General features: G+C 40.6%; 20 protein-coding genes. 6 read left to right on the top strand and 14 right to left on the bottom strand.

Features of this window, described 5'->3' with window-relative positions; all coding sequences use genetic code 11:
* The first annotated feature begins 222 nt into the window (after positions 1-222).
* The gene (locus NSS77_RS07865) at positions 223-1,668 is read left to right on the top strand and encodes a tryptophanase (protein ID WP_342471090.1); all 1,446 of its coding nucleotides are present in this window, start codon (positions 223-225) and stop codon (positions 1,666-1,668) included.
* Between the two features lie 61 nt (positions 1,669-1,729).
* On the opposite strand, the gene NSS77_RS07860 is transcribed toward NSS77_RS07865, so the two are convergent.
* Positions 1,730-2,554, bottom strand: coding sequence for a Ku protein (locus NSS77_RS07860; protein WP_342471089.1), 825 nt, complete (start codon positions 2,552-2,554; stop codon positions 1,730-1,732).
* 96 nt (positions 2,555-2,650) lie between these two features.
* On the opposite strand from NSS77_RS07860, the gene NSS77_RS07855 reads away from it, so the two are divergent.
* Positions 2,651-4,492 carry a DNA ligase D gene (locus tag NSS77_RS07855; protein WP_342471088.1) on the top strand — a complete coding sequence of 614 codons (1,842 nt, stop codon included), beginning with the start codon at positions 2,651-2,653 and terminating at the stop codon, positions 4,490-4,492.
* Positions 4,493-4,522: 30 nt separating this feature from the next.
* Here NSS77_RS07855 and NSS77_RS07850 read toward each other — a convergent pair whose 3' ends face one another.
* The gene (locus NSS77_RS07850) at positions 4,523-5,482 is read right to left on the bottom strand and encodes a cation diffusion facilitator family transporter (RefSeq protein ID WP_342471087.1); all 960 of its coding nucleotides are present in this window, start codon (positions 5,480-5,482) and stop codon (positions 4,523-4,525) included.
* 47 nt (positions 5,483-5,529) lie between these two features.
* The gene (locus NSS77_RS07845) at positions 5,530-5,862 is read right to left on the bottom strand and encodes a metalloregulator ArsR/SmtB family transcription factor (RefSeq protein WP_342471086.1); all 333 of its coding nucleotides are present in this window, start codon (positions 5,860-5,862) and stop codon (positions 5,530-5,532) included.
* 248 nt (positions 5,863-6,110) lie between these two features.
* Here NSS77_RS07845 and NSS77_RS07840 point away from each other — a divergent pair, with 248 nt between their 5' ends.
* Positions 6,111-7,937: an IS1182 family transposase gene (locus NSS77_RS07840; RefSeq protein WP_342471085.1), complete on the top strand. Its 1,827-nt coding sequence runs from the start codon at positions 6,111-6,113 to the stop codon at positions 7,935-7,937.
* 247 nt (positions 7,938-8,184) lie between these two features.
* Here the strand turns inward: NSS77_RS07840 and NSS77_RS07835 are convergent, their stop codons facing one another.
* The 4 genes from NSS77_RS07835 to groES form a co-directional block, all read right to left on the bottom strand.
* On the bottom strand, positions 8,185-9,474 hold the full coding sequence (locus tag NSS77_RS07835) for a glycoside hydrolase family 18 protein (RefSeq protein WP_342471228.1): 1,290 nt from the start codon (positions 9,472-9,474) through the stop codon (positions 8,185-8,187).
* Between the two features lie 158 nt (positions 9,475-9,632).
* Positions 9,633-10,838: an EAL-associated domain-containing protein gene (locus NSS77_RS07830; RefSeq protein ID WP_342471084.1), complete on the bottom strand. Its 1,206-nt coding sequence runs from the start codon at positions 10,836-10,838 to the stop codon at positions 9,633-9,635.
* A 609-nt stretch (positions 10,839-11,447) separates the two neighbouring features.
* Positions 11,448-13,070, bottom strand: coding sequence for a chaperonin GroEL (gene groL, locus NSS77_RS07825; protein WP_342471083.1), 1,623 nt, complete (start codon positions 13,068-13,070; stop codon positions 11,448-11,450).
* Between the two features lie 106 nt (positions 13,071-13,176).
* Positions 13,177-13,458, bottom strand: coding sequence for a co-chaperone GroES (groES, locus tag NSS77_RS07820; protein WP_342471082.1), 282 nt, complete (start codon positions 13,456-13,458; stop codon positions 13,177-13,179).
* A 243-nt stretch (positions 13,459-13,701) separates the two neighbouring features.
* On the opposite strand from groES, the gene NSS77_RS07815 reads away from it, so the two are divergent.
* Entirely contained in the window at positions 13,702-14,433 is a 732-nt protein-coding gene (locus tag NSS77_RS07815) for a type II CAAX endopeptidase family protein (protein WP_096549776.1), read from the top strand.
* 72 nt (positions 14,434-14,505) lie between these two features.
* Here NSS77_RS07815 and tatC read toward each other — a convergent pair whose 3' ends face one another.
* From tatC to NSS77_RS07800, 3 genes are all read right to left on the bottom strand, one after another.
* Entirely contained in the window at positions 14,506-15,378 is an 873-nt protein-coding gene (gene tatC, locus NSS77_RS07810; protein WP_342471081.1) for a twin-arginine translocase subunit TatC, read from the bottom strand.
* Between the two features lie 19 nt (positions 15,379-15,397).
* Complete coding sequence (locus NSS77_RS07805) at positions 15,398-15,652, bottom strand: twin-arginine translocase TatA/TatE family subunit (protein WP_096549778.1); 255 nt, start codon at positions 15,650-15,652, stop codon at positions 15,398-15,400.
* A gap of 91 nt (positions 15,653-15,743) precedes the next feature.
* Positions 15,744-16,376 (bottom strand): redox-sensing transcriptional repressor Rex, encoded by a 633-nt coding sequence (locus tag NSS77_RS07800; protein ID WP_342471227.1) that lies wholly within the window; start codon positions 16,374-16,376, stop codon positions 15,744-15,746.
* A gap of 136 nt (positions 16,377-16,512) precedes the next feature.
* Between NSS77_RS07800 and NSS77_RS07795 the strand changes: the two genes are divergently transcribed.
* Together NSS77_RS07795 and NSS77_RS07790 are read left to right on the top strand one after the other, a co-directional pair.
* Positions 16,513-18,453 (top strand): ABC-F family ATP-binding cassette domain-containing protein, encoded by a 1,941-nt coding sequence (locus tag NSS77_RS07795; RefSeq protein ID WP_342471080.1) that lies wholly within the window; start codon positions 16,513-16,515, stop codon positions 18,451-18,453.
* An 828-nt stretch (positions 18,454-19,281) separates the two neighbouring features.
* The gene (locus tag NSS77_RS07790; RefSeq protein WP_342470373.1) at positions 19,282-20,934 is read left to right on the top strand and encodes an IS1182 family transposase; all 1,653 of its coding nucleotides are present in this window, start codon (positions 19,282-19,284) and stop codon (positions 20,932-20,934) included.
* On the opposite strand, the gene tsaD is transcribed toward NSS77_RS07790, so the two are convergent.
* From tsaD to tsaE, 4 genes are read right to left on the bottom strand one after another with little or no spacing between them, the layout of a single operon-like run.
* Positions 20,924-21,988, bottom strand: coding sequence for a tRNA (adenosine(37)-N6)-threonylcarbamoyltransferase complex transferase subunit TsaD (gene tsaD, locus NSS77_RS07785; RefSeq protein ID WP_342471079.1), 1,065 nt, complete (start codon positions 21,986-21,988; stop codon positions 20,924-20,926). The two genes, NSS77_RS07790 and tsaD, sit on opposite strands and share 11 nt — an antisense overlap.
* Positions 21,989-22,432, bottom strand: coding sequence for a ribosomal protein S18-alanine N-acetyltransferase (gene rimI, locus NSS77_RS07780; RefSeq protein WP_342471078.1), 444 nt, complete (start codon positions 22,430-22,432; stop codon positions 21,989-21,991). It abuts the gene before it with no gap.
* The gene (tsaB, locus tag NSS77_RS07775) at positions 22,429-23,136 is read right to left on the bottom strand and encodes a tRNA (adenosine(37)-N6)-threonylcarbamoyltransferase complex dimerization subunit type 1 TsaB (RefSeq protein ID WP_342471077.1); all 708 of its coding nucleotides are present in this window, start codon (positions 23,134-23,136) and stop codon (positions 22,429-22,431) included. Before tsaB ends, rimI begins: the two co-directional genes overlap by 4 nt.
* The gene (gene tsaE, locus NSS77_RS07770) at positions 23,133-23,582 is read right to left on the bottom strand and encodes a tRNA (adenosine(37)-N6)-threonylcarbamoyltransferase complex ATPase subunit type 1 TsaE (RefSeq protein ID WP_342471226.1); all 450 of its coding nucleotides are present in this window, start codon (positions 23,580-23,582) and stop codon (positions 23,133-23,135) included. Before tsaE ends, tsaB begins: the two co-directional genes overlap by 4 nt.
* Positions 23,583-23,658 lie beyond the last annotated feature (76 nt).

The raw sequence follows: 23,658 nt of genomic DNA, 5'->3' as shown, positions 1-23,658 counted from the left end.
TCTATGTAGTGGATCGAAACTTCATTTTCGCTATAACTTTTATTAATCAATTTTCTATTTAATATAAAGTTTTTAATCTAAAGTAACCATTTCTTCTAATGATATTAATAGCATCTTAATTTTTTTCAGAAATTATGTATGATTAAAATAGCAATGTTTCATCGAGTTGAAGCGTTGAAGCGTTAAAGTAATAAAGGGATAAAGAGGCAGGAGGAAGATCAAATGACTGTTAAGTTTTATTCAGGGGAAAAGATACCTTTGGAAATGCATAAAGTCCGCATCATTCAAAAACTTAATTTGCTGCCGGTGGAAGAACGTTTAAAGGCGATGAAAGAAGCCGGGTTTAATACGTTTCTTCTGCAAAATAAAGACGTATTTTTGGATATGTTGACAGACAGCGGTGTCAACGCCATGAGTGACCGCCAGCAAGCTGCCATGTTAGAAGCGGATGACAGCTATGCGGGAAGCGCTTCTTTCACAAGACTGGAAAAAACCATTCAAGAGATCTTCGGAAAAAAATATTTCCTTCCGGCTCACCAAGGCCGTGCTTGTGAAAATATTTTAAGCACTACATATGTAAGACCAGGCACATATGTTCCAATGAACTATCACTTTACAACAACCCATGCCCATATAACAAAAAACGGCGGAAAAGTTGTTGAAATCTTTACGGATGAAGCATTGAAATTAAACAGCGATCATCCTTTCAAAGGAAACATCGATATCGAAAAACTTATCGGCCTCATCCGGGAGGTCGGGGCTGAAAATGTCCCATTTGTCCGCATGGAAGCCGGTACAAACTTGATCGGTGGACAACCATTCTCTTTGGCCAATTTGCGGGAAGTGCGCAAAGTTTGTGATGAATACGGAATCAAATTGGTGCTTGATGCAAGCTTGCTGCAAGACAACTTGTACTTCATCAAACAGAGAGAAGATGAATGCAAGAATATGACAATCCGTGAAATCACACGGCAAATTTCCGACTTGTGCGATATTATCTACTTCTCTGCACGTAAACTCGGATTCGCCCGCGGTGGAGGCATCATCACAGATAGTGAAGAAGATATGCGTGCAATGCGTGAGTATGTGACACTATATGAAGGATTCTTAACATATGGCGGAATGAGTGTCCGTGAAATCGAAGCCATTGCCATCGGTTTGGAAGAAACAATGGACGAAGAAATGATCAACCAGGGACCGCTCTTCATCGAATACATGACGAATGAATTGCTTAAAAAGGGTGTGCCGGTTGTTACACCTCCTGGAGGTCTCGGCTGCCATATCAATGCAATGGAATTCCTGCCACATGTACCGCAACATGAGTATCCTGCGGGAGCATTGGCGGCTGCCATTTACATCGCAAGCGGAGTGCGGGGCATGGAACGGGGAACGATGTCGGAAGCCCGGGATGAAAACGGCGTAGAACAACTTGCCAATATGGAATTGGTTCGCCTTGCCGTTCCTCGACGAGTTTTCACATTGTCCCAAATTCAATATGTAGTCGACCGGGTTAGTTGGCTATATGAAAACCGGGACATCATCGAGGGCTTAAAATATGTGGACGAGCCAAAAGTATTAAGATTCTTCGTTGGAAAATTGGATGCGTTATCCGATTGGCCGGAACGCCTTGTCGAAAAATTCAGAGCGGATTTCGGCGACAGTTTATAATCCAAAAGATTAAGGACATTTCAAAGGCATCTCCTTTGGAATGTCCTTTTTTAATAAAGCGCTACGCTTCCTTCTTCTCTTTTGCCTTTTTCTTTTTGGCTGCAGGTTTCTTTTTCACTTTGTTCAATGATGCTTCGAGAGCGCTCATTAAATCTGTCATATCCGGCGGGATGGCCGGATTTTTCTCTGCGGCAGTCACCGTTTCTCCCGCTTTTTTCTTCTCGATCAATTCAAGAAGAGCTGTGCGGTATTCATCATGATATTTCTCCGGTTCGAATTTCACCGTCAATTGATCGATCAACATCAATGCCGTTTCCAATTCTTTTTCCACCACTTTTTCCGCACCGGGAATGTTTGGTACATCACTGGACTTTCTCACTTCATCCGGAAAATAAATGGTTTCCATCAACAAGGTATCTTCATATACTCTCACAACCGCCAACTGCTCTTTTGAACGGATCGTAATTTTCGCCACGCCTATTTTTCCTGATTCTTTCAAGGCTTGCCGGAGCAATGCGTAGGCTTTCATTCCTCCTGTATCCGGCGATAAAAAGTAGCTTCTTTGAAAATAAATCGGGTCAATCTCTTCCAGCTTCACAAATTCCAGAATCTCAACCGCTTTTTCTTCATTTTCTTTTCTTAATGCTTCCAAATCTTCCTCGTCCAGCACGACGAATTTATTCTTTGCATATTCAAAAGCTTTGACAATCTCCTCATTTTTTACTTCCCGGTCGCAAACGGGACACACCTTTTTATAATTGATCGGCGTATGGCATTCTTTATGGAGTTGCCTCAATTTCACATCTTTATCTTCTGTGGCCGCATGCAGCTTTACTGGTATGTTCACTAAACCGAAACTGATGCTGCCTTTCCACATCGTGTGCATAACGTCACCTACTTTTTTCTTATTATGCTTTATTGAAAAAGAACTATGTATATCCTTTGCGTGCCGTTGAACAATAATGAAAAAAGAGGTTATGCCATGAAACCGATGTTGTTGACATCCGCTGACGAATGGCCAACAGGAGATCAATGGATATATGAGGCAAAATATGATGGATATCGGGCGATTTTGCAATGGGAAGAAGAAGTTCCCGCAATCATCAGCAGAAATCATCGGGATTTGTCGCCCCTCTTTCCGGAACTGATCGATTTTTGCAAACATTCTTATCCAAAGGTAAAACCTTTTCTTCCGCTGACATTGGATGGTGAAATCGTCTACTTGGAAAACAATTTTCGAAGCAATTTCTCCGTCGTCCAATCCCGCGGAAAAACAAAATCCACTCAAAAAATCCGACAGGCAAGCAAACAATTTCCTTGCCAATACATCGCCTTTGATTTGTTGATGGCAAAGGGGGAAGATCTGCAAAGGCTTCCTCTCGTCGAACGGAAAAAACAATTATCCCAATTGTTTGGAAAAGCCGGAATTCCAGGAAAAACCACATTTTATCATCGCGGGCAAATCCAATGTATTGAAAGCTATGAACAAGGCGATGCACTTTGGGAAAGAATCAAAAAACATAATGGTGAAGGGATGGTCGCCAAGCGAAAAAACAGCCTTTGGACAAGCGGAAAAAGAACAACGGACTGGCTGAAAATAAAAAATTGGCGCTATGTATCGGTTATCGTTCACACTTTCAACAAAGAAAATGATTATTTCACCGGCGCCATATATAAGGACAATCAATTAATGGAAGTCACCGCTTTTAAACATGGCCTTTCCAATGAAGAATTTCAGACACTCGCCGCCTTTTTCCAGACAAAGGGAGAAAAAACTTTCGATTCCATTTGGACTTTGCCCCCTTCCATTTGCGTCGATATCGCATGCATCGATTTTGATGGAAAAAAATTGAGGGAGCCGAGATTCCATTCTTTCCGTTTCGACTTGACACCTGAAGAATGTAATTGGAAAACTTTCCAGAATCAACTTCATCCAATCCCCGAACAAGTAGAAATCACCCATCCGGATAAACCGGTTTGGCCGAAAATGAATTTGTTGAAAGTGGATTATCTACTTTATTTGGAAACCATTGCCCCTTATTTGCTTCCCTTTTTGCAAAACCGTGTTCTAACTACCATCCGGTTTCCCCACGGCGTACTTGAAGAACATTTTTATCAAAAAAATGTTCCGGATTATGCACCGGATTTTGTACAAACCAAACGGATCGATGATATTGATTATATTGTTTGCAATGACTTGGAAACCTTATTCTGGCTCGGCAATCAATTGGCATTGGAATTCCATATCCCTTTTCAGACGGTCGATACCGATTGTCCGACTGAAATCGTATTCGATTTGGATCCGCCGTCGGTGAATGAATTTCCGCTTGCAATGGAAGCCGCATTAAGAATGAAAGCCATCTTTGACCAGTTTCAACTCCATTCATTCGTAAAAACCTCCGGCGGCAAAGGGTTGCAAGTCTATCTTCCCCTTCCAAAAAACCGGTTCACTTATGATGAAACCCGTATTTTTACTGAATTCATTTGCCGGTTCTTAGTCGATCGGAACCCGCAAATGTTCACATTGGAAAGGCTGAAAAAGAAAAGAGGGAATAAATTATACTTGGACTATGTGCAACATGCCGAGGGAAAAACCATCATCGCCCCCTACTCGCCGCGGGGAAATGAATGGGGATGTGTAGCCACACCGCTGCTATGGGAAGAAGTGAAGGAAGGATTGCATCCAAATAACTTTACCATTCCAACCGTCATGGAAAGGGTAAAGGCATCAGGAGATCCGTTCAACCACTTTTTTGAAGCGGGAGAAAAACAGCCGCTGAAAGAGGTCTTGGAAGAGTTAAAGAAAATATTGCAACAACGATAGCCTCCATCTTCCCTTGATGGAGGCTTCATTTTAGTGATGGTGATGGTGGTGATGATGGGAATGGCCGTTATTCTTGCATAAGACGGAATCATCATGCACATGTTCCCCGTCCTCAATTTGCACTGTCATATGGGCAATCCCCAAATGCAACAGTTCGTGTTCGATATTTTTTAATATTTTTTGTATGTCTTTTAATGATAAACTGTCTTCCACTACCGCATGGCACGATAACGCATTTTGACCGCTGGTAATACACCATACATGCAAATCGTGAATCCCGATAATGCCTGGCGTATTATTAAATAATGATATGATTTCATCGATGTTGACGTTGCTTGGCGTGCCTTCCATCAATACATGAATGGAATCTTTCGTCACCCGGTAGCCGCCCTTGATGATGATAAGCGCCACGATGATACTTGCCAGCGGGTCCATCCATTTCCAATCAAAAAGCATTATGAATATCGCGGCCAGAATTGCGGCAGCAGAGCCCAACATGTCACCGATCACATGGAGAAAAGCCGCCCGCATATTTAAATTATCGTGCGTATCTCCGCCGCGCATCAATATCCATGCCACAAGCATATTGACTGCCAATCCGAAAATTGCAATCCCTAACATGCCATGGGATGAAATTTCCGTGGGGCGAACAAAGCGTTCAATGGCTTCAATAAAAATGAAAATGGAAATGATCATCAATGTGACCCCGTTAAAAACGGCGGCCAATATTTCAAAACGCCGGTACCCGTAAGTCCTGCTGTAATCCGCCACCTTCTCTCCAAACTTGAAAGCAAGGACACCGACACCCAATGAAATGGCATCGCTCAACATATGTCCGGCATCGGAAAGCAATGCAAGGCTGTTTGTCACTATACCGCCGATTGCTTCCACAACCATGTAGGCGGCGATGATAAAAAATGCGATGGTTAATGTTTTCTTATTGGCACCATGTGTATGATCGTGATGTGCATGATGATGTCCATGTCCCATCATCATACCTCCTTTTATATTAGTATATGTTCATATATATTTTTTTGTTAATTATGCTGCGAATGCTCGATCGTTTGGTACAACATATGCATAATGTGGTCATCATCGGTGGAATAATACAGCGTCGTTCCTTCCCTCCGATATTTGACAAGGCGCAAGTTTTTTAAAAAACGCAATTGATGGGAAACGTTCGGTTGGCTTAAATTTAATTTTTTTGCAATCTCACTCACTGAACACTCTTTTTTGGAAAGCAAGTATAAGATCCGGATTCGGGTTGGATCGCTCAACGCTTTAAAGGTTTGGGATACTAAAAACAATGTCTCTTCATCCAAATCAAATAGTTCTTCATCGTTATCATGAAGTTCTTTATCGTTTTCCACTGCACTCACCACCAATTCGTATATAAACATTTATTCATATACGAATATTATAAACAATAACGAAGTCTTCGGGAAGCATTTTTTTATTTTTCAACTATCTGCCCAATACCAAAATGGGGCTGTCCGAAAAGTCGATTGAATCGACCTTCGGCTCAGCCCTTTTTTCTGTTTTTAGGGTACAAAAAAATCGTCCTTTTTTATAGAATGAAATTGACCAAAAAAACATTCTAAAGAAAGGACGATTTCTTATGAATAATCAAATGACTATTCAAGAAAATTATAACACGCAATTAGAAATGACTCTAGAGGGTATTCAAAAAATAGAGGTTCAAAAGAATAAGAAACGCAAAAAGCTAGTTTTCCAACCTTATTGCAATCGTCAAGTCATGAGCATTTTAGATATCGAAATGTATATTCCTGAAAATCATGTCGCCCGTTTAGTGGATGAAATGGTGGAATCGATTCCGGATGAAGTGTTGTATACTCATTATGTTGGTGGGGGTCGTGCACCCTATCACCCTAAAATGTTATTGAAAGTGATTTTATATGCGTACACTCAAAACGTTTATTCAAGTCGGAAAATGGCGCAAATGGTGAAAGAAAATCTTCCGATGATGTGGTTGGCGGGATTGCAAACCCCTGACCATCGCACAATAAATGATTTTCGTAGTGTTCGTATGTCAAACATGATGGATTCTGTATTTGAACAATTTGTCCTTCAACTAGTAGAACAAGGATTTATCGACCTCGACCATATTTTTGTGGATGGTACGAAAATAGAAGCGAATGCCAACAAATATACGTTTGTATGGCGAAAATCCGTAGAAAAATATGATCAGAAACTACGAGCCAAAATTCAATCGTTTCTACAAGAAGCGCACCAAATCGCCTTGGAGGAATTAAAAGAAGAACAATTAGAAGAAGAATTAGAAAAATCATCGGCACAACTTTCTGAGAGAATAGAAGCTTTGGAAAAAGATTATAAACAGGAAGAAGACAAAGAAAGAAAAAAAGAACTTCGCTCTAAAAAATCCCAACTCACCAAACAACTGAAAACGATTCAAACGGATTATCTTCCACGATTACGAAAATACAAAGTACAAAAACAGATTCTAGGTGAACGAAATAGCTACTCGAAAACCGACCATGAGGCCACTTTTATGCGAATGAAAGAGGACCATATGAAAAACGGCCAACTCAAGGCGGGTTATAATGTTCAACTCGCCACACAACATCAATTTATCGTGGGATTTGAAATTTATCAAAATCCAGGAGATACTCGCTGTTTCCAACCATTTATGGAAAAGTTATTGGAATCGATACCGAAGGAAAAGAAACTCAAGTATGTCATTGCCGATGCAGGATATGCGAGTGAAGAAAACTATTTATATGCGATTGGCGAAGAAAAAGAACCTCGTTTTGAATTATTAGCCCCATACCAAACCTATTTGAAGGAACAAAGTAAAAAGTTTAAAAAGGATTTATCAAAAGTACAAAACTGGAAATACATCGAAGAAGACGATTGCTTTATCTGTCCGAACAATCGGAAAGTCGTATTCAAGTATTATCAAAAAAGAAAAAATGCATCTGGATACATACAAGATTTGAAAGTGTACGAGTGTGAAGATTGTACGGATTGCCCGTTGAAGAATGGGTGTACGAAAGCCAAAGGAAATCGTCGAGTATATTGGAACACGATTTATGAAGAAATGAAAGCGAAAGCCAAAGCAGCTCTTGGTGACGAACAAAAGGCAGCTCTTTATGCGAAGCGTAAAGTGGATGTCGAAAGTGTGTTCGGGAACATCAAGGGCAATTTGCGTTTCACTCGATTTCTGTTACGGGGGCTTCATAAAGTCCGAACAGAATTCGGGATTGTGGCAATGGCCCACAACATACTGAAATGGGCCGCAAATTCCCAAACCAATTTCAAAAATAAGGAAACAGAGCGAATGGAAAAACTCATTGTTTTCTCCATTCGCTCTGTTTTTATGGACTTTTTAGACAAGCCCAGTGGCTTGTTTAAAACTCAACGTCCATTTCAACCGCTTTGCGGGCAAATCGTACAGCGGACGTAACAAATTCAGTATATGTGACAGAGCGCTTCGGATTAAACTTGTTATTTTCTGCCGGTATGATTCCCAGCTCAATATACCGGTATTTGATTGCTATTATCAAGTAATTTTTTGTTATAAAAGAGAGATTTTAAGACATAAACACAAAAAAGCCCGGTTCAATCCATTTGAAGCATCAAACCTTTCTGCCGGAAGCCGGGCTTTTCATTTGGAGGATTTCTTTTACTTTTTAACGGACACGAATACCCTCTCACCTTTTTGTCACGTTAAAGTTGTCCTGGATCAACAACCAATTTTGCGGAAACGCAAAACTTAACTTCCAATAACTGATTCCGCGCAAATTCAATCGTTTCAGCAAATCGAACTTAGCCTGAATGGATCTGGCATCTTCAAACCACACTTCATGCCGGTTTCCTTCATCATCGATATAATAGAAATATGGCGCTTGGGCAACGTAATCATATTGGATTTCCGCATGATGATCGCGGGCGATGGCAATGGCTTGCTGGGGACTGATGGCTCTCGCGTATTTTCCCCCTTCCACATAGGGAAGAGTCCAATCATAGCCATATAAATTTTGCCCCATCATAATCTTTTCCTGAGGAATTTCCGTCAAAGCATAATTCAATACTTTCTCCACTTCCGTAATGGGCGACACCGGCATTGGCGGTCCCCCTGAGTACCCCCATTCATAAGTCATTAATACAACAAAATCAACAATTTCCCCGTGGGCTCTGTAATCATGGGCTTCGTACCATTGCCCCGCTTGCTCCCGGGACAATTTCGGCGCTAACGCACTGGAAATCAGCAATCCTTCCGCATGTAGACGATCCGCCGCTTTCCTTAAAAAATTATTGTAGGCTTCTCTCTGATCCGGCGGCAAAAACTCAAAGTCAAAATGAATATCCGATACGCCTCCAATGCGTTTTGCTTCTTCAATGATGTTATCGAGAAGAACATCTTGCACGGCTGAACTTTGCAGTATATCCCTGCCCAGTTCCCCGCTAAACTGGCCATTTTCCAAATTCGTCACAACAAGCATCAAGGAAGCTCCACTATTGCGGGCCACCTCCGGGATTCCCTGAATCGGCATCGGCACAAGGCTGCCATCTCTTCTTGCCTGATAACTGAATGTCGCCAAGTAAGTGAGGTGTCTTCCCACCTCCCTGGCGCTGTTCAACAGTACTTGGCTGACTGCATCTCCGGTCGGTTCAATGTAAATATTCACTTCGGCATCCGTTTTCTGCCGCGGAGGAATGTATAATCTTAATCCTGGAAGCAATGGTTGATTGGGATTGAGACCGTTCACTTGCGCAAGGGTAATATAGTTCACCCCAAAACGTTGGGCGATGGTAAAAAGGGTATCCCCAGGCTGAACCCAGTAAAAGCTTCCTACAATCGGAATGACAATGGCTTGCCCTACCACTAATTCATCGGGGGCTTCGATTTGATTGGTTTGTATGATTGTTTGAGCATTTACATTGTAGCTTTGCGCGATTCCCCAAATCGTTTCTCCCGGCCGAACGACATGTATTTGTATGGCACTTCCTCCTTTACGCGCTTATGACAATCAATAGATTTTATGATGCCTTTGCAAGGAAAATTCGTTTTCCTTGCCGCAAAAAATAAAGCCATCCAGAAAGTCAGGCTTTCCGGACGGCCTCCGACACTGCTGTTGGTTGGTTATGAACAGCATCATCATATCAATAGGTTATGTTCATATAAATAATCGTGCGAAATGTCGACAAATAAATATTCATCGTCATCCAGTTTCATTGAAAACGTGCGCGTCAATTCCCCTGTCTTAATATCGCTATAGATATTTGACAATTCACCTTTCGCATCATCTTTTAATTTAATGATATTCAATAGAAAATATGGTCGCCAACTCCAGTTTTTTCCGAGCGCCTCTTCTTCCACTACCCATTCACCATTTTTGCGCACGATATTTGGTGAAATTTGAAAACCTTCTTCATTGCAAATATAAAATCGAAAAGCATATTGATTCAGTTTTCTTGCCAACGCCAAGAGTGACTCCACATCATTGCTTTGTATTTTTGATTGTTCCACGATGGTCGAAATGTTTCGTTTCAATTTTTTCATTTCTTCATATTTCAATTCCAGCTGCTTTCTTTCCGTTGCGATAAACTGTTTGCAATCATTGCGGAACCGCTCTTTTAATGCATCTTTCGGATTCAACTGTGTAGAAGGTTTCTGTAAATATTCTCCCTTGAAATAACGGGCACCATGTTTCCAAGCATGATGCAATTGATAGTCCGTTTTAATATCATGAAACATTAAAGCGGCGCCCATTTTGATCGCCAAATTTTGAATAGTCGTAAAAACGGGATTTTGGGAACCCCATGCATCATAATTCAATTGGCTGATATTAATGATTAAGACGGCGGGCTCCAACATTAAAATTTGATCCAGATTGCTGTCTTTTCCGATTTCGTCCAAAGCAATTTTGACTCCATATGTTTTCATATACCGGATCGGATGATGCAAATCCTCGGCTTCCCCTTCATACTTATGCGCCGGAATCACCAGGTAGATTTTTGATAATAGCGATTCATCAACATTTTTCTTGATAGTTTGGAAATAGGCGTCACCTATATCCGTCATAAACAGATTTGGGTTGCAAGGAAGGTAAAGATAATATTCTTTTAGTGCGTCCTTCGTTTCCGACAAAGCTTTATCAATTAAATAAAGCTCCACTTCTTTCCGCAAATCTTCAGGCATCGTAGAATCGTATGTAAAATCGATAATATCGATCGTTTTGTCGTCTACTGTAAGTTTTCCGGAAACTTCATAAGCGACAATCGAATGCGAATCCGCACTAAAAATTGGCTCATAAAACACGGTCATTTCGTTTAAACTATCTAAAATATCTAATGCTTCCATAAGAAACCTCCACACACAATGATGTTTCATTACAAAAACTAGCTAATTGTATTATACATGAAAAGAAAATTATCAAAAAGAAACAGATATGGAACATTGGTTGCATCTTACATACGGTTGTTTTATATAATAAAACGATTTTGCACTTCCATTTGTTCTTCGTTTCAGATGATTTTCAATACCAACCCGTGAAAAATCTATCCAATATTCCTTTGAAATTTTTGTTCCATATAAAATACAACATAGCATAGTGAATTATTCATTATTATAAAATAATTTTTCAGATTTTAAAACATACTATTCTTATAAATTTTATTTTAAATTATAGAAATATAAAATCACCCCAAAAGTTTGATTCCAACTCCGGCTTTTGGGGCGAATTCTTCTTTTAGGTTTTATAGATTTAAAACTGCTAGTTCAATTATTTTATCTTGAAAGCCATGTAGAACGAAAGAGAAAACAGGTATCTTTTTTCCGCGCGAACAGATTATTCTGATTGAGCATAAATTTCAATATAAAAGCATAAAAAAGGGTTCTCTCCATTGGGATGGAAAGAACCCTTTAACCATTTCACCGTTTCCAAAAGATGGTGTTATTGAAGTCTTTCGATTACATCATGCCGCCCATATCTGGCATACCTGGATTTTGTGCTGGTGGTTCAGGAATGTCAGCCACCACCGCTTCAGTTGTTAAGAACAATGCAGCAACAGATGCAGCATTTTGTAATGCGGAACGAGTTACTTTTGCTGGGTCAACAATACCAGCTTCGATCATGTTCACCCATTCACCTGTAGCAGCATTGAAGCCGATTCCCACTTCTTCGCGTTTTAAGCGGTCTACGATGATTGAACCTTCTAAGCCGGCATTTTCTGCGATTTGACGAACTGGTTCTTCAAGGGCGCGAAGCACGATTTTCACACCAGTTGCTACATCGCCTTCTGTTTCATCCAATACTTTTTCTACTGCTTTGTAAACATTTACTAATGCAGTACCACCACCTGCAACGATACCTTCTTCCACCGCTGCACGTGTAGCGTTTAATGCGTCTTCAATGCGAAGTTTGCGTTCTTTCAATTCTGTTTCAGTAGCAGCACCCACTTTGATTACTGCCACACCGCCAGCTAATTTCGCTAAGCGTTCTTGTAATTTTTCTTTATCGAATTCTGAAGTTGTTTCTTCGATTTGCGCACGGATTTGATTTACGCGTGATTCGATCGCAGCTTGGTCTCCAGCGCCTTCAACGATTGTAGTGTTGTCTTTGTTTACAACCACTTTGCCAGCGCGTCCTAGATGAGAAAGGTCAGCTGTTTTCAAGTCTAAACCAAGGTCTGAAGTGATCACTTGTCCACCTGTCAAGATAGCGATATCTTCAAGCATCGCTTTGCGGCGATCACCGAATCCAGGAGCTTTTACAGCCACAACTTGGAATGTTCCGCGCAATTTGTTCAATACTAATGTTGCCAAAGCTTCACCTTCAACATCTTCAGCGATGATTAATAATGGTTTGCTTTGTTGAACAACTTGTTCCAATAATGGAAGGATGTCTTGGATGCTGGAGATTTTTTTATCTGTAATTAAGATGAAAGGATTTTCAAGAACTGCTTCCATTTTGTCTGTATCAGTTACCATGTAGTGGGATACGTAACCGCGGTCGAATTGCATACCTTCCACTACATCCAATTCAGTAGCGAAACCTTTTGATTCTTCGATTGTGATAACACCGTCAGTACCAACACGGTCCATCGCTTCAGAGATGAATTTACCCACTTCTTCATCAGCTGCAGAGATGGAAGCGACTTGAGCGATTTCTTCTTTGTTTTGAACTGGACGGGAAATATTTTTCAATTCTTCGATAGCAGCAGCAACCGCTCTGTCAATCCCTTTGCGGATTCCAACAGGGTTTGCACCGCTTGTTACGTTTTTCAAACCTTCACGGATCATCGCTTGTGCCAAAACAGTTGCAGTTGTTGTACCGTCCCCTGCCACTTCGTTTGTTTTGGAAGCAACTTCAGCAACCAATTTTGCCCCCATGTTTTCATATGGGTTTTCAAGTTCGATTTCTTTTGCGATTGTTACACCGTCATTTGTGATTAAAGGTGAACCGAATTTCTTTTCAAGAACAACGTTGCGGCCTTTTGGACCCAATGTCACTTTCACCGCGTTCGCTAATTTATCAACACCTTTTAACATTAACGCGCGAGCTTCTTCTGCAAACTTAATGTCTTTTGCCATTTTGTCTTACCTCCGTATTTTTTCTTTCGGTAATCAAAATTGGGATAAAAATGCCTGCCATTTCATAAAAATTAGTAGGCGCAATTTTGATTGTTCGGTCTATTTATTATAAAACAGCTAAGATGTCGCTTTCTCTTAAAATTAAATATTCTTTGCCTTCGTATTTCACTTCTGTTCCCGCATATTTGGAGAAGATGATAACGTCTCCTTCTTTTACTTCAGGTTCAACGCGAGTTCCATTGTCCAATACACGGCCAGGACCTACTGCCACCACTTTACCTTCTTGTGGTTTTTCTTTCGCGGAATCTGGAAGTACAAGTCCGGAAGCAGTTTTTTCTTCTACCTCAACTAATTCGATAATCACGCGATCTCCTAATGGTCTTAGCAAGTGAAACAACCTCCTAAATCATATTTTAACTACCATTATTAGCACTCCACCCAACCGAGTGCTAACACAATTATATAATAATGAATCGTTCCTATTTTTGCAAGTGAGAAGTATAAAAAATTTCTTTTCTTTCTAACTTCCTCTACAATAGAATATGGTTAGTAAAAAGAAGCAATCACACTTGTCAGTTTATGCCTCCAATTACATTTTTAACATTTTTTCGGGAAAGAGGGAATCATACGATTGGCCAGTTCAAAAAATTTGCAAACTCAAAAAACAGCATTTTATGTATTAATCACTTACATCGCTTTTCAACTTTCTTCCTTTTTACTTTGGATACCTCCCCTAAAAAACTTCTTTTTAAGTTTCATTGATTTGGAAGGAAGTTCAGCGAATATTGCCTTGGCCGGATGGTGGTCTTCCATCACGGCGGGGATTGCATTCATCATCTCCATTCTTCTTATTTCAAGGAATAAAAACTTTTGGAATTGCTTAAAGGGAGAAAAAAAGCCGTTGCCCGTGGCCATTGTTTGGGGAATTGTCGGGTTTTTCATGATTTATCTTGGCCAAGTGATCGGCGTACAAATTGAATCATCATTAGGCATCAATCCCGGCTCCGAAAACACGGAAGCCATTATCAAAGTGACAAAAATCGCACCGGTGATGATTTTTGCTTCCGTATTTTTTGGGCCTGTCCTGGAAGAACTTGTGTTTCGCCGGGTAATTTTCGGTTCCATCATGCAAGCACAAAACAACTTTTGGGTGGCCGCATTTGTCAGTGCCATCTTCTTTGCCATCATCCATTTGGATTTCAGTCACATTATCCTTTATACAATTACCGGCTTTATCCTATCTTACTTGTATTATAAGACAAAGCGTTTAATTACTCCGATTATTGCCCATATGCTGTTGAATGGTTTCGTTACTTACTTGCAATTGAACATTGATAAAATCCAACAATTTTTCAATCATTGATTTTTGCAGGAATTTAAAGATGAAAAAAAAAAAAGCCTATTTTCAATGAATTCACATCATTGAAAATAGGCTTTAATTTTGTTCTTTCATTTGTTCGATTTGGCGGCGTTGTTCCGCCAGTGCCGCTTCCACCTGTTGTTTCTGTTCCGCTTCCTTTTCTTCCTTCAACCGCTGTTCTTCCGATTTTTCAAATTTCCTGTATCCGATTTTTGCAATCACAATGCTGAATTCATATAGAATGAACAACGGAATCGACAGGATGATATACGAAACCAAATCAGGCGGCGCAATCAGTACGGCAATCACAAAGAGCACGAAATAAGAATACTTTCTGAATTTGACCATCCACTTCGGATTCAATACACCGAGCCGTGATAAAAACAGGGTGATGACCGGGAGTTGAAACAAAAGCCCAAAAGGAATCACCAATTTGAAGAGAAAGGAAAAGTATTCGTTTATCCCAATCACTTGTTGAATTCCTAACCGCTCGGACAAATTCATCATGAAATTCATGACATTCGGAAAAAGGATAAAATAACCGAACAATACGCCCGCCAAAAACAGGATGAAAGCGTAAGGGATATATTTTAATGTCGCCTTCCGTTCCGCTTCATACAATCCCGGTGCAACAAACGCCCAAAGTTGATATAAAATCACCGGCGATGTCAAAATCAATGCAACAAAAAATGTCACTTCCAAATAAACGGTGAGCGGATCGGTCACTTTAAAAGCATTTAACGTGAGTTCATTTGATTGATCCAACTGTTCATTATTCTGCTTAAAGTGTTCGATAAATGGCTCTGCATCATACTGAATGTATTTGATAATCGGCTCCGCCAAGTAGAATCCAGCAAATAATGCAATAACGAAAAAAACCGCACATATGATTAAGCGCTTTCTTAATTCCTCTATATGTTCTATAACCGGAAGTTCTTTTGGATCCATTTGCTAGACATCCTCAAAATTACTTATTCTGTTCTCTTTCTTTCGTTTCAACCGTTTCAATGGATTTTTGCTGCTGATCTATTTCAATAATATTCTTTTTTTCTGTACTTTCGTTATCATCTAATAACCCTTGCGTACCTTTTTTGAACTCGCGCAATGTCGTTCCCATTGCTCGTCCAAATTCAGGCAATTTTTTCGGTCCAAAAATGATTAAAGCCACAATCCCTATAACGACAAGAGCTGCTGGTGAAATTGCACTTAAGTGCACAACCATTGATGCCACCTCCTCTAAATATGTAATTATTTTACCCCAATTCGACACATTTTGCATTACATATCAAATGAATGTTTGTGAAAACTTTTCATCAATCACTATTGCGAATTAAATAGATTAAAGCCTCCAATTCCACAGCCAAATCGATATTCATCACTTTCATCGTATCCGGAACGTTCAGCCGGACCGGTGTAAAATTCAATATCCCTTTTGCATTGATGGCTGCCAGGCGATCCGCAATGGCTTGGGCTGAACGCGAAGAAACCGTCAAGATGGCAAGCTCCGCATTATATTTTTGATACATTTCCTCTAATCGATCCGGATGATAAACCGGGATCCCATTGACTTCATGCCCCTCCATCGGCGCCTTCGTATCAAAAGCAACGACGATTCTTGTATTATGATTTTTCTGGAAGTTATATTTTAATAGAGCATTTCCTAAATTTCCCACACCAATAAGGGCAACGTTTGCCCCCTCATCCTGGTCGAGAATTTGCCGGAAAAATTCCAGCAAGTATGCAACATCATATCCGTATCCTTTTTTTCCTAAAGCTCCGAAATAAGAAAAATCTCTTCGAATTGTTGCGGAATCAATTTTCATTGCCTCGCTTAATTCTTGAGATGAAACTCTCTGTTTTCCGGCATTTGCGAAATTTTGCAAGAAGCGATAATAAAGAGGAAGTCTTTTTGTTGTCGCTTGTGGAATTTTTATATCTTTTTTCACCACGATAATCCCCCTGTTTACTTTCAAATCGAAATTGATTTTATATTACTAAACATAGCTCAATAAGTAAAGCATGCGCATTGCTTGAAATCCCCTCTTCTATTACACTATAGAAGAGTGAATTGAGGTGTAAAAATTGATCATACTTCAAGTGAATCAACTGTCGAAATCTTTCCTATCTGATGAAATATTAAGGGATGTCAAACTGGAAATTCAACATCGGGACCGCGTTGCTTTGGTTGGACGTAACGGGGCCGGGAAATCCACCCTGTTAAAAATCATCGCCGGTCAAATGTCATACGATTCCGGGGAAATCATCATTCCTAAAGATATAACAATCGGTTATTTGGAGCAACATACAGGCCTCGAATCGAAGCGGACCATTTGGGAAGAAATGATGACGGTCTTTGAACCGTTGAAAAAGCAGGAAATGCGGTTGCGTGAATTGGAGCAGCAAATGGCGGATCCATCCGTCTATGAAAATCCGACGAATTACTCCCGAATCATGGCGGAATATGACCAACTGCAGCATGCCTTCAAAGATGCGGGCGGTTACCAATATGAAGCGGATACCCGTTCCGTCCTCCATGGAATGAAATTTTATCCCGACATGTATGACCAACCCGTTTCTTCCTTATCCGGTGGTCAACGCACCCGTCTTGCCCTTGCAAAACTGCTGCTCAGCAAACCGGATTTATTAATTTTGGACGAGCCTACCAACCATTTGGATATTGAAACATTAAGCTGGCTTGAAAATTATTTAAAATCCTATTCCGGTGCCATTTTAATGGTTTCCCACGACCGCTATTTTTTGGATCAGATCGTCAATATCGTATATGAAGTATCAAGAGGCCGCGTCACAAAATATGTTGGAAATTACAGCGATTATTTGGATCAAAAAGCGAAGCAATATGAACGCGACTTAAAAATGTATGAACATCAGCAGGATGAGAAAGCCAAGCTGGAAGAGTTCATTCAAAAGAACATCGCCCGCGCATCTACCTCCAAACTGGCGAAAAGCCGGAGAAAAATGCTGGAACGCATGCAATGGATGGATGCCCCGGCAGGCGATGAAAGATCCGCAAAATTCGGTTTCGACATTGAACGGCAAAGCGGAAACGATGTGTTATCCGTTGATGACCTGGCCATCGGTTATGATGAACATCATATCGTTTCAAGAAACATCAATTTGCGTATCTTCCGGCAGGATCGGGTGGCCATCGTCGGTCCAAATGGTGTCGGCAAGTCCACCTTTTTAAAAACCATTGTGAAAGATTTGCCGGCACTTTCCGGAAACATCCGATACGGAACGAATGTCAAAATCGGCTATTATGATCAAGATCAGGCAAAACTTCACAGTAATAAAACGGTGCTGAATGAACTGTGGGATGAATGGCCGTTACTGCCCGAGAAGGAAATCCGCACCGTATTGGGGCAATTTTTATTCAGCGGCGATGATGTGTTAAAACCTGTCAACGCACTGTCCGGTGGAGAAAAAGCCCGGCTTGCCCTTGCAAAGCTGATGATGCAAAAAGCGAACTTCCTTGTCTTGGACGAACCGACAAACCATCTCGATTTAGACAGCAAGGAAGTGCTTGAAAATGCATTGATGGATTATCCGGGAACCATTCTCTTCGTTTCCCATGACCGCTATTTCATCAATAAGATCGCCACTAAAGTCGTCGAACTATCTTCAACGGGAACGTTCGAATATTTAGGGGATTACGACTACTATGTTGAGAAAAAACAAGAATTGATGGAATTGGCAGAAATGAATGCGGCAAAACAGGCAGAAAAACAAGAAACCAAAACGGACCATTCATCAATGGCAAATGCGAAAGAAATCAGAAAAAGGGAAAGACAAATACAAAGAAAATTGGAAGAAATCGAAAAAGACATGTCCCAAATTGAAAATAAAATCAATGACATCGAACTTGAGCTCTGCAAACCTGAAATTTTCAGCGATTACGAAAAAGCATTGGAGCTGCAAAACGAGTTGGACTCATTAAAACAAACCCACAGTGAGCTGGAACTCGAATGGCTTGAACTGCATGAAGAATTGGAAAATCTGAAATAATGTCGAGGCTGGGACATAACTAATAAAGTGAACGAGCTGCAAAAAGATTTTTTTGTAATAAATTGATTGGAGTGACGGGGCGAGTGCTCCTGTCGCGCACGCTTAGTCGCAAAGCAAAAGCTTTCCTGCGGGAACAGCCCGAGTCTCGAGACCCCGCAGGAGCGAAGGATTGAGCTCCGAGGAGGCTCGAGCCGGGCCCGCGGAAAGCGTCCCCGGAACGGAAATCAATTTTCTTCAATTATCAAAAAAACACCATTTTCTCCCGGGAGAAAATGGTGTTTTTTATCTTTTGTCCCAGCCTCTTTATTGTTCCAGGAATGCAACACCCTTTGGTCCTTATTGTTTTGTATACATATATCTTGGTCAATAGACATTTTCGATAAATTTTTCCCACAATTTTATTCACAATGAAAATACAGCTATACCAACATATCAACAACCTTTTCCACACTATCCACATTGGGATTTTTATTTATTCACATTTGATTCTGAAAAAATACACACAATATATTGATTTCCCACAAAATTATCACAGGTTATGCACAAGTTATCCACAAATTGTGTATAAGTACGGATGTTCGTCTTGACAAATCCGGAAAGATATTAACATACTTGTGGATAAGTTTTCAGAAAAATAACAAATGTGCATAACTTTAATTCATTCTAAAATAAAAAAGAGGCTGGGACAAAACCCCCTCTAAAATGGAAACAGCTCATGAAATTTTGGAATGAAATTTCATGAGCTGTTCTTCATTTTTTCAATAAAAAATAAGGACCTCTTCTGTTAAAATTAAGTTACCACCAAAACTAACAGAAAGAAGGGTCCTTATGTTTAAATATTATAACATGAATCAATTAGTTTTACCTCTAGATTTAGAAATAAAATTACAAGAAAATGATATTGCCTTCCATATTCACCATTTAGTTGAAAGTATTCCAAATGAAGCCTTCCAGCCGTTTCTTCGAAATACAGGTTGTCCTGCTTATCATCCACGCATGATGCTAAAAATTATTTTGTGTGCCTATTCGCAGTCTGTCTTTTCAGGTCGAAAAATTGAAGCGCTATTAAAGGACAGTATACGAATGATGTGGTTGGCACAAGGATATGAACCAAGTTATCGGACGATCAATCGTTTTCGTGTGCATCCGGAAGTAAAAGAATTAATTCGTCAATGTTTTGTCCAATTCCGTTGCCAACTGGTGGAAGAAAAGTTAATCGATCAAGAAGCCATTTTTATCGATGGTACGAAGATTGAAGCGAATGCCAATAAATTTACTTTCGTATGGAAGAAATCCATTGAAAAATACAACCAAAACTTAATTGAAAAGTCCAATCAGTTATACAACGAACTATTAGAAAAAGAAATCATCCCTGAAATGGAGCGGGAAAATGAGGGAGAACTGTCCGTAGAAGAACTCGCTCAAATGGTGCAACAAGTCGATGAAGTCATTAAGGAATATGACCAAAAGATAGAAACATCGCCCGATGCCACAGAACGAAAAGCATTAAGAAGCGAACGAAAATATCCAAAACAAGCGTACAAACAATTAATAGACTTCATTCTACGAAAACAAAAATACCAAAAAGACTTGGACATCTTGGGGGAACGGAACAGTTATTCCAAAACAGATCAAGATGCGACGTTCATGCGAATGAAAGACGACTATATGAAAAACGGTCAATTGAAAGCTGGATACAATGTACAAATCGCAACAGAAGGTCAATACGCACTAGCTTATAGCATCTTTCCAAATCCTACTGATACACGTACATTGATTCCGTTCTTGAATGAGATTGAGAAGCATTATTTTCCATTGCCAAAATATATTGTCGCAGATGCTGGTTATGGTAGTGAACAGAACTATGAGGACATCCTTTCGAATCGAAAATGTGAGGCACTTATTCCATATACCATGTATGAGAAAGAACAAAAGAAGAAATATAAACAAAATCCATTTCATCCAGACAATTGGATGTACGACGAAGAAAGTGATACCTACATTTGTCCAAATCAGCAGCGAGTAACCTTCCGTTATCGTTCTGTACGTACAGATAAGACTGGTTTCAAACGAGAATTGAAAATCTATGAATGTGAAAACTGTTCAGGATGTCCATTTCGTTCATCATGCACAAAAGCAAAGGAAGGCAATCACCGAAAGGTCATGGTGAATGAAAAATGGGAACAACAAAAAGAATATGTAAGAGCGAAGCTTTCAGAAGAAAAAGCTGGTTCTATTTTCCGTCAACGTAAAATAGACGTAGAACCAGTTTTTGGATTCTTGAAGGCTAATTTGCGTTTCACTCGATTTTCCGTTCGAGGAAAATCGAAAGTGGAAAATGAAATGGGCATTGCCTTAATGGCCGTGAATTTACGAAAATACACGGCCAACAAAGATCAACTAACCAAAAATAATGGGGATAAATGGAAAAAGGAGAATTTGAGTTGGCTCAAATTCTCCTTTTTCCTATCTAGAAGCTAGTTTTGTCCCAGCCTCCTTGATTCGGTTGGCGAAGATTGTCGTCTTGAATCCAACTTTTTAATTCTTTTCCGGGCAAACCGTTCATTGACAGGTCTCCCCTTACGCCGGCTTCATACATGTATGCTGCACAGGCGCCAATCATCGCCGCATTATCAGTGCATAAAGAGAGTGGCGGAGCCGTAAATGGTATCCCTTCTTGATCGAGCGCTTTTTGCAAACTTTCTCTTAGTCCGCGGTTCGCCGAAACACCACCGGCCACAATCACTTGTTTGACACCCAGCTCTTTTGCCGCTTTCACCGTTTTGGTTGTCAACACTTCGACCACACTATCTTGGAAGCCTTTTGCAATCTCTTCCGGAATGATTTCTTGTCCCCTCTGCTCCAAATTATGCTTATAATTGATGACTGCCGATTTTAAACCACTGAAACTGAAATCATACGTATCCTCCAACCATGCCCGTGGAAAATCGACGCCCTTTTCCGCTTCGTGAGCCATCCGGTCGATATGCGGTCCTCCCGGATAAGGCAAGTTCAACACCCGTGCCACCTTGTCATAGGCTTCACCTGCCGCATCATCACGGGTTTCTCCGATGACTTCAAAAGAACCGTGCCCTTTCATATAGACGAGCTCCGTATGCCCCCCAGACACTACAAGCGCCAGCAGAGGAAATTGCAACGGTTCCACCAGCGCACTTGCATATATATGCCCGGCAATATGATGCACACCAATGATCGGCAAACCGTGGGCAAAGGCAAAAGCTTTCGCGGCATTGATTCCTATGAGCAATGCGCCGACAAGACCCGGTCCCTCTGTCACCGCAACGGCATCCAAATCAGACGGAACCACATTCGCCTTTTCCAAAGCTTCTTCAATTACAATCGTGATTTGTTCAACATGGTGACGGGACGCAATCTCCGGTACGACCCCACCGAATCTTTTTTGACTTTCGATTTGTGAAGCGACTACGCTTGAGAGGATTTCATTCCCGTTGCGTATGACGCTTGCAGCCGTTTCATCACAGCTTGTTTCAATTGCTAAAATCAAGTTTTCCATTTATAATTTCACCCACATTACTAAAGCATCTTCATGGTTATCTGTATAGTATCCTTTTCGAATTCCGCCATCCTGGAATCCAAGTTTCCGATATAAATTTTGGGCAACTTCATTGGATACCCGTACTTCCAAACTCATCATTTCCGCATTATGTTCTTTCGCCACCCGCATCGCTTCTCTCATCAGCCCTTCACCAATACCTTGGCCTCTTGCTTTTTCGGTCACTGCCACATTGGTGATTTGGGCCGAATCAATGACAATCCACATGCCGCAATAGCCGACAATCGTTCCCGCCTCATCTTCTGCGACAATATAATAAGCATAAGGATTGACTCGCATTTCATAATGGAAGGAATCCAACGACCAGGGAATCGGAAACGATTCGACTTCGATTGCATGCACGGCCTCCACATCTTGCGGAGTCATTTTCCGATATCGAATCATCGTGACTGCCCCTTCTTTTGTTCCTTTATCCAATTTGCCTCTGCTTCGGCTAAACGGTGATATTGGGGAACAAAGGAATGGATCGCTTCTAATGGCGGTATCGGTTCTTTTTCAGCAAGTTCAATTAATTTTGATGCTCTCGGCAAATGGAGAGAAGGGGGTGCGAATTCAGCCAGTTCCCCTAACACGGCTTGGATGTCTTCCTTAAATTTTGTTGCATCCAAGCCAACAAACATAATCGGTCCATCATCTCTTTTTAACTGCTGCAACAGTTCCTCCAACGAACCGTGATGTTCCGGGATGATCGTGTTCAAATCCATACCGCTGTATGCTGCTGCATATACATTTTTTCTTCTTGCATCAAACAGCGCACAAATAGTGCCATTATACAATTCTGCATTGCTTGCAAGCACTTTTAAACTGGATACGCCAACTAAAGGTTTCTTTAAAGTCCATGCCAATGTTTTAGCAATGGTAACCCCTATCCGCAATCCGGTATACGAACCCGGTCCTTCCGAAACGGCGATGGCATCGACATCAGCCGGTTGTAAATTGGCTTTCCGAAAAACTTCTTCAATCGCTGGCATACAAGTGACAGAATGTGTCATATTCGAATTTTGCACAATTTCCGCCAACACTTGTCCATCCTTTGCAATGGCGACGGAAAGTGGTTTATTTGAAGTTTCTATCCCTAACCAAATCATTGAAATAACTCCTCACATAACCGTTCATACCGATTTCCAATCGGTCTAAATATAAACTTTCTTTTATTTTCATCCAATCGTTGAATTTCAATTTCCAATCGTTCTTCCGGCAAATGATCTTCTATTAAATGCGCCCATTCCACAACTGTAACCGCATCACCATAGAATATTTCTTCCCAGCCCAAATCTTCATCGCTGTTTTCCAACCGATAGACATCCAGGTGATTAAGCGGCAATCTTCCTTCATATTGTTTCATGATTGTAAATGTCGGACTGTTTACCGTTCTTGAAATGCCAAGCCCTTTTGCCAATGCTTGAACAAATGTGGTTTTTCCAGCCCCTAAATCTCCTTCGAAAGTAATATTATCTCCAGGCTCAAGTAAATTGGCCAGACGAATGGCTAATTGATTTGTTTCTTCTAATGAATGGACTTCCTTTTCATACATTTCCATCACATATCCTCTCACTTCACATCAACAATAGTTTATCTAAAAGGACTTCGATTCATCAACGAAAAGCAAA

The organism is Ureibacillus sp. FSL K6-3587, assembly GCF_038593165.1.
GTDB lineage: Bacteria > Bacillota > Bacilli > Bacillales_A > Planococcaceae > Ureibacillus > Ureibacillus suwonensis.
This window is presented reverse-complemented; position numbering and strand designations above follow the sequence as displayed.